This is a genomic window from Pseudomonas sp. microsymbiont 2 (assembly GCF_054788395.1).
In genome coordinates, this window is sequence record NZ_CM139112.1 from 4,242,392 (window position 1) to 4,259,730 (window position 17,339).

At 64.9% G+C, this 17,339-nt stretch carries 16 protein-coding genes; 7 read left to right on the forward strand and 9 right to left on the reverse strand.

Annotated elements, in window-relative coordinates:
* Positions 1–69: 69 nt before the first annotated feature.
* The 3 genes from ACYUME_RS19035 (at position 70) to ACYUME_RS19045 (ending at position 5,117) form a co-directional block, all read left to right on the forward strand.
* Entirely contained in the window at positions 70–1,443 is a 1,374-nt protein-coding gene (locus ACYUME_RS19035) for a TolC family outer membrane protein (RefSeq protein WP_279888098.1), read from the forward strand.
* Between the two features lie 78 nt (positions 1,444–1,521).
* The gene (locus ACYUME_RS19040; protein ID WP_460419396.1) at positions 1,522–3,657 is read left to right on the forward strand and encodes a type I secretion system permease/ATPase; all 2,136 of its coding nucleotides are present in this window, start codon (positions 1,522–1,524) and stop codon (positions 3,655–3,657) included.
* 104 nt (positions 3,658–3,761) lie between these two features.
* Positions 3,762–5,117: an HlyD family type I secretion periplasmic adaptor subunit gene (locus tag ACYUME_RS19045; protein ID WP_460416291.1), complete on the forward strand. Its 1,356-nt coding sequence runs from the start codon at positions 3,762–3,764 to the stop codon at positions 5,115–5,117.
* A gap of 8 nt (positions 5,118–5,125) precedes the next feature.
* On the opposite strand, the gene ACYUME_RS19050 is transcribed toward ACYUME_RS19045, so the two are convergent.
* The 3 genes from ACYUME_RS19050 to ACYUME_RS19060 form a co-directional block, all read right to left on the reverse strand.
* Positions 5,126–5,725 (reverse strand): tRNA-uridine aminocarboxypropyltransferase, encoded by a 600-nt coding sequence (locus ACYUME_RS19050; RefSeq protein ID WP_460416293.1) that lies wholly within the window; start codon positions 5,723–5,725, stop codon positions 5,126–5,128.
* Positions 5,726–5,890: 165 nt separating this feature from the next.
* Positions 5,891–7,456 carry a methyl-accepting chemotaxis protein gene (locus tag ACYUME_RS19055; protein WP_279888101.1) on the reverse strand — a complete coding sequence of 522 codons (1,566 nt, stop codon included), beginning with the start codon at positions 7,454–7,456 and terminating at the stop codon, positions 5,891–5,893.
* A gap of 140 nt (positions 7,457–7,596) precedes the next feature.
* Positions 7,597–8,490: a LysR family transcriptional regulator gene (locus ACYUME_RS19060; RefSeq protein ID WP_460416295.1), complete on the reverse strand. Its 894-nt coding sequence runs from the start codon at positions 8,488–8,490 to the stop codon at positions 7,597–7,599.
* A 225-nt stretch (positions 8,491–8,715) separates the two neighbouring features.
* On the opposite strand from ACYUME_RS19060, the gene speB reads away from it, so the two are divergent.
* Both speB and ACYUME_RS19070 read left to right on the forward strand, forming a co-directional pair.
* Complete coding sequence (gene speB / locus ACYUME_RS19065; protein ID WP_279888103.1) at positions 8,716–9,666, forward strand: agmatinase; 951 nt, start codon at positions 8,716–8,718, stop codon at positions 9,664–9,666.
* A 282-nt stretch (positions 9,667–9,948) separates the two neighbouring features.
* On the forward strand, positions 9,949–11,328 hold the full coding sequence (locus ACYUME_RS19070) for a sodium:solute symporter family protein (protein ID WP_279911449.1): 1,380 nt from the start codon (positions 9,949–9,951) through the stop codon (positions 11,326–11,328).
* A gap of 125 nt (positions 11,329–11,453) precedes the next feature.
* Here ACYUME_RS19070 and ACYUME_RS19075 read toward each other — a convergent pair whose 3' ends face one another.
* Complete coding sequence (locus ACYUME_RS19075) at positions 11,454–11,582, reverse strand: PA1414 family protein (protein ID WP_256206021.1); 129 nt, start codon at positions 11,580–11,582, stop codon at positions 11,454–11,456.
* Between the two features lie 124 nt (positions 11,583–11,706).
* A complete protein-coding gene (gene ptrR, locus ACYUME_RS19080; RefSeq protein WP_279884149.1) occupies positions 11,707–12,600 on the reverse strand; it encodes a putrescine utilization regulator PtrR in 894 nt (297 codons plus the stop codon).
* A 106-nt stretch (positions 12,601–12,706) separates the two neighbouring features.
* Here ptrR and ACYUME_RS19085 point away from each other — a divergent pair, with 106 nt between their 5' ends.
* On the forward strand, positions 12,707–13,933 hold the full coding sequence (locus tag ACYUME_RS19085; protein WP_460416297.1) for an MFS transporter: 1,227 nt from the start codon (positions 12,707–12,709) through the stop codon (positions 13,931–13,933).
* On the opposite strand, the gene ACYUME_RS19090 is transcribed toward ACYUME_RS19085, so the two are convergent.
* Positions 13,884–14,810 (reverse strand): DMT family transporter, encoded by a 927-nt coding sequence (locus ACYUME_RS19090; protein WP_460416299.1) that lies wholly within the window; start codon positions 14,808–14,810, stop codon positions 13,884–13,886. The genes ACYUME_RS19085 and ACYUME_RS19090 overlap by 50 nt on opposite strands.
* Positions 14,811–15,008: 198 nt before the next feature.
* On the opposite strand from ACYUME_RS19090, the gene ACYUME_RS19095 reads away from it, so the two are divergent.
* Complete coding sequence (locus ACYUME_RS19095; protein ID WP_279884143.1) at positions 15,009–15,278, forward strand: hypothetical protein; 270 nt, start codon at positions 15,009–15,011, stop codon at positions 15,276–15,278.
* A gap of 12 nt (positions 15,279–15,290) precedes the next feature.
* Here ACYUME_RS19095 and ACYUME_RS19100 read toward each other — a convergent pair whose 3' ends face one another.
* From ACYUME_RS19100 to ACYUME_RS19110, 3 genes are all read right to left on the reverse strand, one after another.
* Entirely contained in the window at positions 15,291–15,521 is a 231-nt protein-coding gene (locus tag ACYUME_RS19100) for a BrnA antitoxin family protein (protein ID WP_460416301.1), read from the reverse strand.
* Positions 15,522–15,537: 16 nt separating this feature from the next.
* Positions 15,538–15,777, reverse strand: a complete 240-nt coding sequence (locus ACYUME_RS19105) for a BrnT family toxin (RefSeq protein ID WP_460416303.1) — start codon at positions 15,775–15,777, stop codon at positions 15,538–15,540.
* A 186-nt stretch (positions 15,778–15,963) separates the two neighbouring features.
* On the reverse strand, positions 15,964–17,289 hold the full coding sequence (locus tag ACYUME_RS19110; RefSeq protein ID WP_460416304.1) for a DEAD/DEAH box helicase: 1,326 nt from the start codon (positions 17,287–17,289) through the stop codon (positions 15,964–15,966).
* Positions 17,290–17,339 lie beyond the last annotated feature (50 nt).

The following is a 17,339-nucleotide window of genomic DNA, read 5'->3' on the forward strand; positions in this document are numbered from 1 at the left end:
TGATTCTAAATTTTCGTCATTTTTTTGGCGAACAGCAGGACATTATTCGAGACCAGGGAGATGTACCCCATGCGCGCTTTAACCCCCATCACCAGTGCGATTTTGTTGGCCATGGCGTGTGCCAACAGTCAGGCGATGTCGATCACCGAGGCTGTCCAGAACGCCGTGGACCAGCATCCGGAAATCAGCGCCAGCCGCAACAGCAGGCTGTCCGCCGACGAGGATGTGAAGTTCGCGCGCGGGGGCTACTACCCAACCGTCGATCTGGTCGCAGGCTATGGCCGGCAACGCTCCGACAACACCAACACCCGCACGTTCGACACCGACGGCACGCGGAACCATGACAAGAAGACACTCAACTACACCCAATCCGAACTGCGCCTGCGGCAGATGCTGTTCGACGGCTTCAACACCTCCAACGAGGTCGCCCGCACCGAAGCGGTGGCCACCTCGCGCGCCTACTACACCCAGGCCACCGCCGAGACCGTGGCCCTGCGCGCCATCGAGGTCTACCTCGAAGTGCTCAAGCGCCGCGAGCTGGTGACCCTGGCCAAGAACAACCTGCAGGCCCACCTGCGGGTCAACGACCAGATCGGCCTGCGCAGCGAACGTGGCGTGGGCAGCACCGCCGACCTCGACCAGTCCCGCGCCCGTCGCGCCCTGGCCGAGAACAACCTGGATACCGCCGAGGTCGACCTGGCCGACGCCGAGGCCAACTTCTACAGCGTAGTCGGCCGCATGCCCGACGAGCTGGAGACGCCGGTCACGGTCAAGGGCGAAATGCCGGGCGATCTGCAGAATGCTCGCCAGGGCATGCTGGAGAACAACCCCTACCTCAAGTCGGCCCAGGCCGACGTGCGTTCCGCCGAGCAGCAATACGAAGTGGCCAAGTCGCCCTTCTATCCACGTCTGGATGCGGTGCTGGCCACCGGCGCGAACAACAACATCGGCGGCCAGGAAGGCCACGCCAACAACGATTGGCAGGCAGGTGTCGAGCTCAGCTACAACCTGTTCCGCGGCGGCAGCGACAAGGCCCGCCTGCAGTCCGACGCGCACAAGATCAACCAGGCCATGGACATCCGCAACAATGCCCTGCGCGAGCTCAACGAGAACCTGAGCCTGGCCTGGAACGCGATGAACAACGCCCGCAAGCAGACCCCGAGCGCCCGCGAGTACGCCGAAACCACGCAACGGGTGCGCGCCGCCTACCAGGACCAGTTCGGCCTGGGCCAGCGCACCCTGCTCGATGTGCTCGACAGCGAGAACGAGCTGTACAACGCCAACCGCCGCTACACCGAGGTGCGCTACACCGAAGAGTTCTCCATGTACCGGGTGCTGGCGACCATGGGCGAACTGCTGAGCAAGCAACGCATCTCGCTGCCGCCGGAGGCCATCGCCAAGACCGAAGTGCGCAACGAAGCCAGGTTGCCCGACATGCGTTAGGTTCTGGAGCCGACCAGGGACGTTCCGCCAGCGCCCATTTCCCGTCCACCGCGGCAGGAGCAGGCCATCGTGACCAGTATGCAAAGTGCGCAACCGCGCCTGGATGTTGATGATCCGTTGCTCGATGGCCTGCTGATCCTGTGCAAGCTGCACGGCTGCATGGCCAGCCGTGCCAGTCTGTGCAGCGGCCTGCCGTTGGCCGAGCAGCACCTGGACCTGGCCCTGCTGCCTCGCGCCGCCGCCCGCGCCGGACTGCAGGCACGCGTGCTGCGGCGCGACCTGGACGCCATCTCCCCGCTCAACCTGCCCGTGCTGCTGATCCTCAATGACGGCCGCAGCGCCGTGCTGCAACGCTGGGGCGAGCATGGCCGGGCATTGCTGTTGCCGTGCGAAGCCGAAGGCGGCGAGCAGTGGGTCGAGCGCGAGGCCCTGGCCGAGGCCTACAGTGGCCAGGCGCTGTTCGCGCGCCCCCGGCACACCCTGGAAGACGTGCGTGCGCCCCTGATCCCTCGGGTCAACGCCTGGTTCCGCGACACCCTGCGCCACTCCCGCTGGCTATATGGCGACGCCCTGCTGGCCAGCCTGCTGATCAACCTGCTGGGGCTGATGGTGCCGTTGTTCGTCATGCAGACTTACGACCGCGTGGTGCCCAACCAGGCGACGTCCACCCTGTGGGTACTGGTAGCCGGCCTGTTCATCGGCACCGCCTTCGAGCTGGTGCTGCGCACGGTGCGCGCCCACCTGCTGGACCAGGCCGGCAAGAAGACCGACCTGATTCTCTCCGCCACCCTGTTCGAACGCATCACCGGCATGAGCATGAAGGCCCGCCCGGCCACCATCGGCGGCTTCGCCCAGAGCATCCATGACTTCCAGGGGCTGCGCGAATTCCTCACCGCCGTGACCCTGACCAGCATCATCGACCTGCCATTCGTGGCCCTGATGCTGCTGGTGATCGGCCTGCTCGGCGGTTGGCTGGTGGTGATCCCGCTGATCGCGTTCCCGGTGGCCGTGGGCCTGGCCCTGTTCATCCAGGTACGCCTGCGTGACACGGTACAAAAGAGCCTGAGCCTGGGCGCGGTGCGCCAGGCCCTGCTGATCGAGACCCTGGGCGGCCTGGAAACCCTCAAGGCCTGTGGCGCCGAAAGCGAGCGCCAGTACCAGTGGGAGCACACCAATGGCGCCATCGCCCGCCTCGACGCCCATGCCCGCAACCTGTCGTCACTGGCCAGCAACGGCACCCTGTTCATCCAGCAGTTCTGCGGCATGGCCACCATCGTCGCCGGGGTCTACAGCATCATCGCCGGCAACCTCAGCGTCGGCGCGCTGGTGGCCAGCTACATGCTCGGCAGCCGGGTGCTCGCGCCGCTGGGGCAGATCGCCGGGCTGATCACCCGCTACCAGCAAGCGCAACTGACCATGCGCAGCACCGATGCGCTGATGAGCCTGCCCCAGGAGCGCCAGGCTGACCAGCAGGCCCTGGAACACACCGCGCTGCAGGGCGGCATCGGCATCAACCACGCCACCTTCCGCTACCCGGGCCAGAGCGCTCCGGCCCTCAATGACGTGAGCGTCACGGTCAAGCCAGGCGAGCGGATCGGCATCATCGGCCGCAGCGGTTCGGGCAAGAGCACCCTGGCGCGCCTGCTGATGGGCTTCCATCATCCCGACGAAGGCCAGGTGCTGCTGGACAACCTCGACCTGCGCCAACTGGACATCGCCGACCTGCGCAATCAGCTCGGCTACGTGGCCCACGATCTGCCGCTGCTGGCCGGCAGCCTGCGCGACAACCTGACCCTGGGCGCTCGTCACGTCAGCGACGCGCGCATGCTCGAAGTGGCGGAACTGGCGGGTGTCAGCGAGCTGGCCCGCCAGCATCCGCAAGGATTCGACCGCCCGGTGGGCGAGCGCGGCCAACTGCTTTCCGGCGGCCAGCGCCAGGCGGTGCTGCTGGCCAGGGCACTGCTGCTGGAACCACCGATCCTGATCCTCGACGAGCCCACCAGCCACATGGACAACAGCAGCGAGGAGCAACTGCGCCAGCGCCTGCTGAACTGGGTGCCGGGCAAGACCCTGCTGCTGGTCACCCACCGCACCTCGATGCTCAGCCTGGTGGACCGGCTACTGGTGCTGGACAACGGCAAGATCGTCGCCGACGGGCCGAAGGACGCAGTCATCGACGCGCTGCGCAAGGGCCGTATCGGCGCGGCGTTGTGAACCAACTATCAGAGATCCCGGTGGGAGCGGGCTTGCCCCGCGATAGCGTCATCGCGGGGCAAGCCCGCTCCCACAAAGGCCCCGGTCTGCATCGGAGGTAAAACATGCCCCTCATCCACAGCATACGCAGCTACCTCCAGGGCACCGACAAGCGCGCCGAACGCGACTACATGCCGGAGCTGGCTGGCGCCACCCTGCAGGACTCGCCCAGCCTGTCACGCCTGACCGTATGGCTGGCGGCGATCCTGTTGCTGGTGGCGCTGGCCTGGGCCAACTTCGCGGTGCTCGACGAAGTCACCGTCGGCGAAGGCAAAGCCATTCCGTCGAGCAAGGTGCAGGTGGTGCAGAACCTCGAAGGCGGCATCGTCACCGAGATTTTCGTGCGCGAAGGCCAGATGGTCGACAAAGGCGCCACCCTGCTGCGCCTGGACGATACCCGCTTCAAATCGAACAAGGGTGAGAGCGAGGCCGACCGCTATGCCCTCACCGCTCAGGTGGAACGGCTATCGGCCGAGTCCGAAGGCCGTCCTTTCGTGTTGTCGCAGGAAGTACGCGCCAAGGCGCCACAGGTCGCCGAGGATGAAGCCGCCCTGTACGACTCGCGCCAGCGCCGCCTGGCCAGCGAGAAGCAGACCCTCAACGAACAGCTGCGGCAGAAGACCCAGGAGCTGGCCGAGTTCCGCTCCAAGGTCGAGCAGTACCGCTCCGCCCTCGGCCTGCTGCAGCAGGAACTGGACATGTCCGCGCCGCTGGTGGGCAAGGGCGCGATCTCCCCGGTGGAAATCCTGCGCCTCAAGCAGCGCACGGTCGAAGCGCGCGGCCAGCTCAACGCCACCAACCTCGCCATCCCCCGCGCCGAGGCGGCGATCGCCGAGATTCGCAGCAAGATCCAGGAATCGGACGCCAGTTTCCGCTCCGACGCCGCCAAGGAGCTCAACGACAAGCGCACGGAGCTTTCCAAGATCACCGCCACCAGCATCGCCATCGACGACCGGGTCAACCGCACCACCGTGGTGTCGCCGGTGCGCGGCATCGTCAAGCTGCTCAAGGTCAACACCATCGGCGGCGTGGTGCAGCCCGGCAGCGACCTGGTGGAGATCGTGCCGATCGAGGACAACCTGCTGATCGAAGCCAAGGTGCGGCCGCAGGACGTGGCGTTCCTGCATCCGGGGCAGACCGCGATGGTCAAGTTCAGCGCCTACGACTACACCATCTACGGTGGGTTGAAGGCCAAGCTGGAGCTGATCGGCGCCGATACCGTCACCGACGACAAGGGCAATGCGTTCTACCTGATCCAGGTGCGCACCGACAAGAACCACCTGGGCGGCGACAACAAGCCGCTGCTGATCATTCCGGGAATGGTGGCCACGGTGGATATCATCACCGGGCAGAAGAGCGTGCTGGACTACCTGTTGAAACCTGTGATGAAGGCGCGCACGGAGGCCCTGCGCGAGCGCTGACAGCCCCCTCAGCCTGGCCCGTGATTGCGCTGGAACGTCTCGGCCCCCATGGCCTCGATCTGGCCTTCGATCAATACCTCGAACGGGCGCAACAAGGCATCGAACCCTGCCGGTGCCTCCAGCACATTCAATGCTCGCACCACCGCTTCGAGCGTCGACAAGGCGCCCGGCTCCGGTGCCTTGCGCAAGCGATAGCGCGATGGCTGGACGCTGCCCAGGGTCACCCGTGGCAATGCATCGAGCAGTGGATTCAGGTACAGCAGCTTGCGCGCCTTGCGCCAGGTGCCATCCGGCACGATCAGCATCAGCGGCAGGCCGGCGCCTTGCCCATAGCCTTGCAGGACCTCGGCCTCGTCACCGGGGAACAGCAGCACCGGGCGATAGCCCGGCGTGGCCAGTAGCGCGTCCAGATTGTCGAACACTTCGCCGATCCGCAGCTCGGCATTGGCCAGCCCAAGGGCAGCAAGACGTGCGGTGTTCAGGGCATGGCTGGTTTCACTGGGGTGTTGCAGCACGACCACGCGGGTGCGGCTGTCGAGGCGCGGGATCAGTGGGCAAAGGCAATGGGTGAGCGGGCGCTGGCAACGCTCGCAGCGAGGTCTGGACATGAGGGGCTCCGTTGGCGGAGGGATTTTGCCACAGACCGGGATCTTGGGCCCGCTTTGCGGGCTGTTCGCGGGTAAACCCGCTCCCACAGAAACAGCACATGACTTGACGTCAGCCTGGCCGCTGTGGGAGCGGGCTTGCCCGCGAATGGGCCTGCAAACCTGGGCTTATCGGTTGAACCGCTCAGCCAGGCTATGCAGGTACTCCGCCATCCGTTCAAGGTCCTGGCTGATCTCGGCTCCTTGTTTGGCCTGACCCGCGCTCTCGTCGCACAGATGGGCGATGCGCACGATCTGCTGGTTGATGTCTTCGGCCACATGGCTCTGCTGCTCGGACGCCGTGGCCATCTGCTGGCTCATGCCGGTGATGCGGCTGACCGCCTGGGCGATGCCCGACAACGCCCCCTGCACCGCCTCGACACTGTGCACGCTGTCACTGGAGATCTGCTGCCCACGGCTGGCACTGGCCACCGCGCGATCGGCCCCGCTACGCAAGGTGGAGATGATGTGATGGATCTCGTCGGTCGAGGCACGGGTGCGCTGCGCCAGGGAACGGACTTCATCGGCGACCACGGCGAAGCCCCTGCCCTGCTCGCCGGCCCGAGCCGCCTCGATGGCCGCGTTGAGCGCCAGCAGATTGGTCTGTTCGGCGATCGAGGTGATCACATCCACCACGCTGCCGATCGACTGGGTCTGCTCGGCCAGGGCGTTGACCGCCTGTCCGATATCGCTCACCGCCTCGCTCATGCTGCCCATGGCCCGCAAGCTCTGTTGCGCCAGTTCGCTGCCCTGCTGGGCCAGTTGGTCGGCGTCGCTGGCGGCATGGGCGGTGGTCTGCACGTTGTGGGTGACCTGCTGGATGGTCGCCGCCATCTGCGCGATGGCGGTGGCCGACTGGTCGGTCTCGCTGCGCTGGCGGTCGAGCATCTGCGCCTGCGCATCGGACAGACCGGCGGACTGCGCAGCCCGCGACTTGACCCCGACACCGGCGTCGACCAGCCGGGTCAGCGCGGTCTGCAGACGGGCCTCCTCGCTGATGATCGCCAGGTCGAGTTGCCCCTGCAGGCCCGGATTGTCACTGTAGGTCAGCGCCACCAGCGGGCTGGTGAAAGCTTTGGGGTGCTCGTCGAGCGTGCGCCGAATCGACTGGTTCTGCCGGTGCTCGACCACGTACCAGGCCGCCAGCAGGCTGGCCGTCAGCACGCCCAGCGCGGCATAGGACGGCAGCCAGAGATAAGCGGCGGCCGACAGCAGTCCCGCGACGATCAGCGGCCAGCCATGGCCGACGTCATGCCCCAGGCGTGCGGCAAGCGGTACCGGCGAGCGCCCGGCACGCAGGCGGGCATACAGTTTCTCGGCACGGCGGATCTGGTCCCGGGTCGGTACCGAGCGTACCGACTCGTAGCCGCTGATCCGACCATTCTCGTAAACCGCCGTGACATAGGCGCTGACCCAGTAGAAATCCCCGTTCTTGGCGCGGTTCTTGACCACACCCATCCAGGGCTTGCCCTGCTTGATGGTGTCCCACATATGACCGAAGACCGCTGGCGGCATGTCGGGGTGGCGTACCAGGTTGTGCGGCTGGCCGACCAGTTCGTCGTAGGTGAAACCGCTGATGGCCACGAATGCGTCGTTGCAATAGGTGATGCGGCTGTTCAGGTCGGTGGTGGAGATCAGCCGCTGGTCCTGGGGAAAGGTTCTTTCGTGCTCAGTGACGGGCAAATTCATGCGCATCGTTGGCGGTCCCTTGCTTATCCAGATGAATGGGAAAATCATCAGAGCAAGTAGATATTTAGCAGATGGCCAGCACGCCATCGGTCAAGTTTTGTAGGAAATGGTCTGAAGCAGACGGAATGCGCTGAAAACGACCTCGCTCAGCCCACGTTGAGCTGGCTCTTTAGCAGGTCGCGGAACGTCTGGATCAAGGGTTCACGGCTCCGGCCACGGCGAATGATCAGTGAGAACGGTGCCTGGTAGCCGAACGTCGCGGGCGACAGTACCCGCAGGTCGCCCTTGTCGACCCAGGCCTGGGCGTAATGCTCGGGCAGGTAGCCAATGTAGGCGCCGGAAAGGATCAGGATCAGCTGCGCCTCCATGCTCTCCACCGTCGCCGCGCTGTGCTTGAAGCCATGCCGGGCCAGCTCCGCCTGGCTCCAGTAGCCACGCCCGACCATGCGCTGCTGGGTGATCACCGGCTCCGGGATACGCCGCTCGCCGAACAGCGGGTGACGATTGCTGCAGTAGAGCCAGTGCTGCTCGCGATACAGCGGCTGGTAGACCAGCCCGCTCATGCGCGAGGAGAACGCACCGATCGCCAGATCCAGGCGATTGTCCTGCACGCCCAACTGCAGCTCGTAGGGACTGGAGACCGACAGGTGCAGGTGCACGGCCGGGTGCTCCTGGCTGTAGGCGCCGATCGCCTCGGCCAGCGGCAGGGCGCGATCGCCGACGGTGGAGTCGATCACGCCCAGGTTGAGGGTGCCGCGCAGCTCGCCCTTGAGCGCCGCCGCGTACTGCTCGAAGCCGTCCAGCTCGCCGAGCAGGCGCAACGTCTCCTGATGGAACAGCTCGCCCTTGCTGGTCAGGCTGAAACCACCACGGCCACGATGACAAAGCACGATCCCCAGCGCCCCCTCCAACTGGCTCATGTAGGTACTGATGGCCGAGGTGGACAGGTTGAGGTCGCGCTGGGCGGTGGCGAACCCCTGATGGCGCACCACGCTGGCGAAGATACGCAGCAGTTTCAGATCGGGCAGCGATGAGGCCATGGCGCTGGGTTCCGCAGGCTGGAAAGCACCAGAGTCTAACCTGCCTGCAGGTCGATAGTTCAGATTTTCCTGAAGTAAGTATTTGTCGGTAGCGATTCTTCCAGCGCACTACCTTGCGCAGACTTGGCCGAAATGTCCCTGCCCGCCGACAAGACCAGACGAACGAGGCGCGCGGCGGCACAGGTTCGAACAAACAGAACAATCGACCGACTGATGAGGCCCACCGTGGACAAGATTCTCCACCAACCACTGGGCGGCAACGAAATGCCGCGTTTCGGCGGCATCGCCACCATGCTCCGCCTCCCCCACCTGCAAAGCGCCGAAGGCCTTGATGCCGCGTTCATCGGCGTGCCCCTGGACATCGGCACCTCGCTGCGCTCCGGCACCCGCTTCGGCCCACGGCAGATCCGCGCCGAGTCGGTGATGATCCGCCCGTACAACATGGCCACCGGCGCCGCGCCATTCGACTCGCTGTCGGTGGCCGACATCGGTGACGTGGCGATCAACACCTTCAACCTGCTCGACGCCGTGCGCATCATCGAAGAGGCCTACGACGAAATCCTCGAGCACAACATCATCCCGTTGACCCTGGGTGGCGACCACACCATCACCCTGCCGATCCTGCGTGCCCTGCACAAGAAACACGGCAAGATCGGCCTGGTGCACATCGATGCCCACGCCGACGTCAACGACCACATGTTCGGCGAGAAGATCGCCCACGGCACCACCTTCCGCCGCGCCGTGGAAGAGGGCCTGCTCGACTGCGAACGCGTGGTGCAGATCGGCCTGCGCGCCCAGGGCTACACCGCCGACGACTTCAACTGGAGCCGCCGCCAGGGCTTCCGTGTGGTCCAGGCCGAAGAATGCTGGCACAAGTCACTGGCACCGTTGATGGCCGAAGTGCGCGAGAAGGTCGGCGGCGGCCCGGTGTACCTGTCGTTCGACATCGACGGTATCGACCCGGCCTGGGCGCCCGGCACCGGCACGCCGGAGATCGGCGGCTTGACCACCATCCAGGCGATGGAGATCATCCGCGGCTGCCACGGCCTGGACCTGATCGGCTGCGACCTGGTCGAAGTCTCCCCACCCTACGACACCACCGGCAACACCTCGCTGCTGGGGGCCAACCTGCTGTTCGAAATGCTCTGCGTGCTGCCGGGCGTGGTGCGCCGCTAGCCGTAAAGCACCACCCGTGTAGGAGCGGCCTTGTGTCGCGAAAGGGGCGCACAGCGCCCCCGATTTCCGGCGTTTTCGCATAGAAGGCCGGGGCTGCCTTGCAGCCCTTTCGCGACACAAGGCCGCTCCTACAAGGCGCTGCGCTGCAATCGATTGCTTGACCCCGGCAGGAGCCATTCGGGAGGGCCATAGAGGCCCGCCAACACAAGACAGGACCGCCGGGCGCCGTGCAGCGCCCGGACGGCCGATCTCGCCATAATAAAGATAATCGGGAGACCCCCAATGGCCTTGGACATCATCGTTGTACTGATCTATGCCGCCGGCATGCTCGGGCTTGGCTGGTACGGCATGCGGCGCGCGAAGACCCACGAAGACTATCTGGTGGCCGGGCGCAACCTCGGCCCGACCCTGTACATGGGCACCATGGCCACCACCGTGCTCGGCGGCGCCTCCACCGTCGGCACCGTGCGCCTGGGCTACGTTCACGGCATCTCCGGTTTCTGGCTGTGCGCCGCGCTGGGTCTGGGCATCATCGCGCTGAACCTGTTCCTGGCCAAGCCGCTGCTGCGCCTGAAGATCTTCACCGTCACCCAGGTACTGGAGCGTCGCTACAACCCGATGGCCCGCCAGGCCAGCGCGGCGATCATGCTCGCCTACGCCCTGATGATCGCGGTCACCTCGACCCTGGCCATGGGCACCGTGCTGCAGGTCCTGCTCGACGTGCCGTTCTGGATGGCCCTGCTGTTCGGTGGTGGCGTGGTAGTGGTGTACTCGACCATCGGCGGCATGTGGTCACTGACCCTGACCGACATCGTCCAGTTCGTCATCAAGACCGTGGGCCTGATGTTCATCCTGCTGCCAGTGTGCCTGTACAAGGCCGGTGGCTGGGATGCCCTGGTGGCCAAGTTGCCAGCGGCCAGCTTCAGCTGGACCACCATCGGCTGGGACACCATCATCACCTACTTCCTGATCTACTTCTTCGGCATCCTGATCGGCCAGGACATCTGGCAGCGGGTGTTCACCGCTCGTGACGAGAAGGTCTGCAAGCGCGCCGGTACCACCGCCGGTATCTACTGCGTGCTGTATGGCCTGGCCTGCGCGCTGATCGGCATGGCCGCTCATGTGCTGATGCCTGACCTGGCGAACCCGAACAACGCCTTCGCCGAGATGATCAAGGGGCAGCTGCCCGAAGGCATCCGCGGCCTGCTGATGGCCGCCGCCCTGGCCGCGATGATGTCCACCGCCAGCGCGGGTCTGCTGGCCGCCTCGACCACGCTCACCGAGGACCTGCTGCCCAAGCTGCGTGGCGGCAAGCAGTCGAGCCTGGGCATCAACCGCCTGTTCACCCTGATCACCGGCCTGGTGGTGCTGGGCATCGCCCTGGCAGTGAACGATGTGATCAGTGCCCTGACCCTGGCCTACAACCTGCTGGTAGGCGGCATGCTGATCCCGCTGATCGGTGCGATCTTCTGGAAGCGCGCAACCACCGCCGGCGCCCTCGCCAGCATGTCCCTGGGCTTTGCCACCGCACTGTTCTTCATGTTCAAGGATGGCCTGGACGCCAACTCGCCGATCTACTACAGCCTGGCGATCGGCCTGGTCAGCTTCGTGGTGGTCAGCCTGGCCTCGCGCAAACCGGTCAGCGCGGTGAACCTGGCCTGAGGCCAGATGCCCCACGCCAAACCTTGTAGGAGCGGCCCGTTCGCGGCACAAGGCCGCTCCTACAGCGATCGTCAAAACGCAAAAGGCCGCCGCATCATGCAGATGCGGCGGCCTTTTGTCGGTTGTCAGCGCCGACGCGGCTGGCGCTTGCGCTGTTCTTCGTCGGTAGGAATCGGCACCGGCTGTAGGGGTGGCGGGAGCAAGCCCAAGGCGACGGCTAGGTCGTGGAGCCAGTTGTACATGCGTTCGTTCATATTGCCCCCTTGACGGGTCAGCCTCACGGTCAATCAATCCTGCGATGCGTCATACAGATCATAGTCCGATGTCCTGTATTGCGCATGCCTCTGCTCTTACAGATAGGGGCGATTTTGACCCGGATCAAGCCGAGGCGGCAGCTTCCGACGGCCGGTTAATCGTTTCGCTTTGTTGCAGGTCGATCCACGCCTGCAGATTCGCCCCGCGCATGCCCTGTCGCCACATCAGCCAGGTGGTGGCCTGATCGAACGGTGCCTGCAAACGGTGCGCCATTACCCGATCACGCCCTGGCAAGCTGTCGAGCATCGATTGCGCCATCATCGCCACGCCGGCACCGGCGATCACGCAGGCCAGCATGCTCTGGTACGACTCGATCTCCATCACCCGCACCATCGGCGTATGGGCATGGGCATACCAGGCTTCCAGACGCATGCGATACGAACACCCCTGGCGGAAGGTGAACACGGCCTTGCCGGCGACGTCCCGGGCACTGCGCACGGCTGGATGCTCGGGACTGGTGATCAGCACCAGTTCCTCTTCGCACAGGGGCACGCCGTCCAGGCCGGCCAGGCTCAATGGCCCGTCCACCAGTGCTGCATCCAACTTGTGCCCGAGCAGACCTTCGAGCAGGTCCCGACTGGGCGCCGCCTGGACCTGCAGGTTCACCGCCGGGTAAGCCTGATGGTAGCGCGCCAGCAAGGGCGGCAAATGAATGGCCGCCGTGCTGTACATGGTGCCCAGCACGAAATCGCCAGCCGGTTGCCCGCCCTGCACCGCCGCCACGGCTTCGTCGCGCAAGGCCGACAGGCGATTGGCATAGTCCAGCAGGACCTTGCCGGCCGGCGATAGCTGCAAACGTTGACGCTCGCGCAGGAACAGCTCTACGCCCAGCTGTTCTTCGAGCTGGCGCAGACGAGTCGACAGGTTCGATGGCACCCGATGCAGGCGCTCGGCGGCGCGGGTCACCGAGCCCTCCTCAGCAACGGCCTGAAAGATACGCAACTGGCTGAATTCCACATCGTTCTCCAAAACAGAATAACTTGATCATCATTATTCAATTTTGTTGAAAGTCAATCCGCCCTACCCTGCCAGCCATCGCATCCCTTCGTACAGGAGACTTTCCATGTCGCCCATCGTGCAACTGCTGGCCAGCGCCGTGGCGCTGATGATGGCCATGGGTATCGGCCGCTTCGCCCTCACCCCGCAATTGCCCCGGCTGATTGCCGAGGGCCAGCTGGACCTGACCGCCGGCGGCCTGATCGCTGCCGCCAACTACCTGGGCTACTTCCTCGGCGCCGTCGACGCCATGCACGCTCGCCAGCCGGCCCAGGTGCGCCTGCGTCTGCATGGCGGCCTGTGGCTATGCGTGCTGTTGACCCTCGCGTCCTGGGCGGCCAATGGGTTCTGGGGCCACTTGCTGCTGCGCTTTGGCACCGGCGTGGCCAGTGCCTGGGTCCTGGTGATGATCGCCAGCCTCAGCCAGCAACTGGCCAGTGCCCACGGCCACCAGCGCCTGGGCGCCATGGTGTTCGCCGGGCCCGGCGTGGGTATCGCGGTGACCGGCGTGCTGGCACTGGGCGCACATCTGCTGGAGCTGGATTCGGCGGCCCTGTGGCTGGTCTACGGCGTGGCGGCGCTGGTGATGCTCCTGGTCGTGCTGCCATGGCTGCCAAGGGCCGTGCAGCCTGCTGCCGGCGTGGCTACCGGTGCCGACCAGGGGCGTGGCCACGGCATCGGTCGGCTGGGCCTGGTCTATGGGCTCTACGGGATCGGCTACATCCTGCCAGCCACCTTTCTGTCGCAGATGGCCAGCCAGCACTTTCACGGACAATGGCTGGCGGACTTGTTCTGGCCAGCGTTCGGCCTGGCATCGGCGCTGGGCGTGGTGATCGTCAGCCTGCGCCGGCCAGGGCAAACCTCGCGCTGGCTCGCCGCGACGCTCTGGCTGCAAGGGGTGGGCGTGCTGGCCTGCCTGCTGGGTGGCGGCGCCGGCCTGGCACTGGGGGTGTTGTTGTGCGGCGGGCCGTTCCTGGCCTGCATGCAACTGGTGATGCAACGCTCGCGAGAGCTGGCGCCCCATGCCACGCAGCGCAATGCCGGACTGTTGACCGCGTGCTTCGCCCTTGGACAGCTGAGTGGGCCGTTGCTGGCGGCCTCGAGCAGCTATTTCAGTGGCGGGCTGCAGCCAGCGTTGCTGCTGGCAGCAGCCGGGATGGGGCTGGCCGGCGTGCTGGTCGCAGGCTTCTCGCGCTCGCAACCCTGCGCCAGCCTGAGGCAGGCTGATGGGGTCGGCCGAACGCTTAACCCAGCACCCTGCGCAATTGCTGACGCACCCAGGCTTCGGCACTGACCATGATCACGCCAAGCAGCACCATCACTGCCCCGATCACAAAGTTCAGGCTCAATGGTTCGTCCAGCAACAGCACGCCAAACGTCACGCCGAACAACGGCGTGATGAACGAAAACACCGCCAGATTGGACGCCAGGTACTTGCGCAGCAGCCAAAACCAGGTCAGGTAGCTGACGAACGACACCATGATGCCCTGAAACAACACGCTGCCTACCGCCAGCGGCGTGAACGAGAAGTCGCCGATCTGCCCGCTCACCAGGGCCATCAGCACCAGCCCGGCAAACCCCACCGCAAGCTGGTAGAACAGGGTCAGGGTCGCCGGCGCCTCCGACAGTCGCGAGCCGCGCACCACCACGGTGGTCGCCCCCCAGGCCAGGCCCGCCAGGATCGCCAGGGCATCGCCCAGCAACATGCGCCCGTCCAGATGCTCGAGCGAAACGCCGCCAGCGAAGGCCAGGGCGATTCCGCCGAACGCCAGCAGGATGCCCAGCCACTGCAACAACCGCAGCCGCTCGCTGGGCATCATGAAATGCAGCCCCAACGCGGTGAAGATCGGCGCGGTGTAGAGAAACACCGACATGTGCGCCGCCGAGGTCAGCTTCAGCCCCTCGGCGATGAACAGGAACTCCACACCGAACAATCCGCCAGCCAGCAACCCGGCACGCCAGGTGCTACCCACCTGGCCCCAGCCACCTCGCCAGCAGATCAACAGCCCCACCAGCACGGCGGCGATGCCATTGCGAAATGCCGCCTGCATCACCGGCGCGATGTCCACCGCGGCCGACTTGATCAACACCTGCTGGCAACCCCAGATCAGGCATAGCCCCAGCATGATCTGGAACGCGAACGCATCGGGGTTCTTGCGGGCCGCGGTCATGAGCGCCCCCTGTGCTGGATGAATGTCATGGGCAAGGCTCGGCAGTGAAAATGGATCCAGATTATCGGGTGCCCGGCGTTGCCGATGCCAGCCTAAATTTCTCCGTTGGCACTGCGTGCTCGGCTCGATGACAACCGACTGAACTTCCCGGCATCGGGCTCACTCCACCGGGCAGGCACATCACTGGAGGGAAACAGCATGAAACCACTGCTGACCATCATCTGTGCGACCAGCCTGCTCTGCGCCCTGCCCGCTTGGGCATGCACACCGGAGCAAGCCACGCAGAAAAGAGAGGAATTGGCCGGGCTGGTCAGCCGCCTGACCGAGCAGAATCCACAGAAGGCCAAGGAAATAAACGACGAGCTCCAGCACATGCAGCTCGGGACAGCCAGCAAGGACCTGCCGGACAAATGCCAGCTGATCGACAAGCGAATCGAGGAGCTGAAGGAAGCGGAGAAAAAAACCTGAAGCTGTTCAGGTTCAGCGGCGCTGCTGGGCGAGCATGTACTGGCGCAGCAACTGGTTGATACGGGTCTGGTAACCGGCGCCCTGCTCCTTGAACCACTCGAGGACATCGGCATCCAGGCGGATGGTTACCGCCTGCTTGGCGGGTACCCGCAGCTCGGCACGACGGAAGAAGTCATCGTCGAGTTCGGGAATATCCGAAGTATCGACAGTCTGTTGCTCAGGGTGTCTGGACGGTTTCGACATAGCGCATCACCTCGCGTCAGGTAGCTCTTCTGGCAGAGATGATGCGGATCACCTCACCCTGCCGTTCGGTATAGGCAACCACGCTGACCCAGGCATTGATCCATCCCATGCTGATCCAGCGCGCTTCCTCGTAATCGAATCGTTCGTCCTGCAGCGCCAACATCGGGTGCCGGAACATCTCGGGCACATCATTGAAATCGACGCCGTGCTTGCGAATGTTGAGCAGATTCTTTTCCGCGTCCCATTCAAAGCGCATGGGACACCTCGTATTGACAGCTGTACATACGCTACTCCTCCTTCGTGAATCACGCCAGAGGGAGTGTGGGGGGCGGGCGGCAAAATGCGCGGGGCAAAACGCGCTTTGGGAAACAGGCTACGAGCCTTGGGGAAAACGGTGAAACAACCCGCCACCCTTGCGGTGGCGGGCTTGCAGCACGAAAACTTACTCAGCCGCTGGCTTGCGCTTTTTCAGCGGTGCCAGGCCGTCGGAGCTGGCCAGAGGAGCATTGGCCTTCGGCTTGGCGGTAGGCTTTTTCTTGGCCGCGCCCTTCTTGTCGGCACCGGCCTTCTTCTCGACTTTTTTCTTCTTGCTGCCGGCCGCCTTGCCCGAGGCCTTGACCTTCTTCGGTCCGCTGTAAGTGCCCTTGACCTCCTTGATGACGCGACGCTCGAACTGCTGCTTGAGGTAGCGTTCGATGCTCGACATCAGGTTCCAGTCGTTGTGGGTGATCAGCGAGATCGCCAGGCCTTCGCCGCCGGCACGGCCGGTACGCCCCACGCGGTGCACATATTCGTCGCCGCTGCGCGGCATGTCGAAGTTGATCACCAGGTCCAGGCCATCGATGTCCAGGCCACGGGCGGCGACGTCGGTGGCCACCAGCACCTTGGAGCTGCCTTGCTTGAAGCGCTCGATGGCGAGCTTGCGGTCTTTCTGGTCCTTCTCGCCATGCAGCACGAAGGCTTTCACATCCTTGGCCACCAGGTGGCCGTAGATGCGGTCGGCCAGAGCGCGGGTATTGGTGAAGATGATCGCCTTGTCGAAGGTCTCGTTGGCCAGCAGCCACTGGACGATCTGCTCTTTATGCTGGTCGTGGTCGGCGGTGATGATCTGCTGGCGGGTGCCTTCGGCGAGCTGCGAGACGCTGTTGAGCATCAGGTGCTCGGGGTCCTTCAGCACCTTGCCGATGATGTCGCGCAGGGCCGCGCCGCCAGTGGTGGCGGAGAACAGCAGAGTCTGCTTGCGGTTCTCGCACTCCTTGCACAGGCGCTCCATGTCTTCGGCAAAGCCCATGTCGAGCATGCGATCGGCTTCGTCGAGGATCAGCACCTCCACGTGCGACAGGTCCAGGTTGCCGGCATTGAGCTGCTCGAGCAGACGACCGGGGGTGCCGATCAGCACGTCCGGCACCTTGCGCAGCATCGCGGCCTGTTCCTTGAAGTCTTCACCGCCGGTGACCAGGCCCGACTTGATGTAGGTGAACTGGGAGAACAGTTGCACCTGCTTGAGGGTCTGCTGGGCCAGCTCGCGGGTCGGCAACAGGATCAGCGCACGAATCTCCACGCTCGGGCCGCTGCGGTCGACCAGGCGGTTGAGCAGCGGCAGCACGAACGCGGCGGTCTTGCCACTGCCGGTCTGCGCCGTCACCCGCAGGTCACACCCTTGCAGGGCCAGGGGAATGGCCGCTGCCTGCACCGGCGTCGGCTCGACAAATTTCAGCTCGGCCACGGCTTTGAGCAGGCGTTCGTGCAGGGCGAATTGGGAAAACACGGGGGTAACCTCGGGCAAGTGCGAAAAATTCAAGTTGCATAGGGTAACGT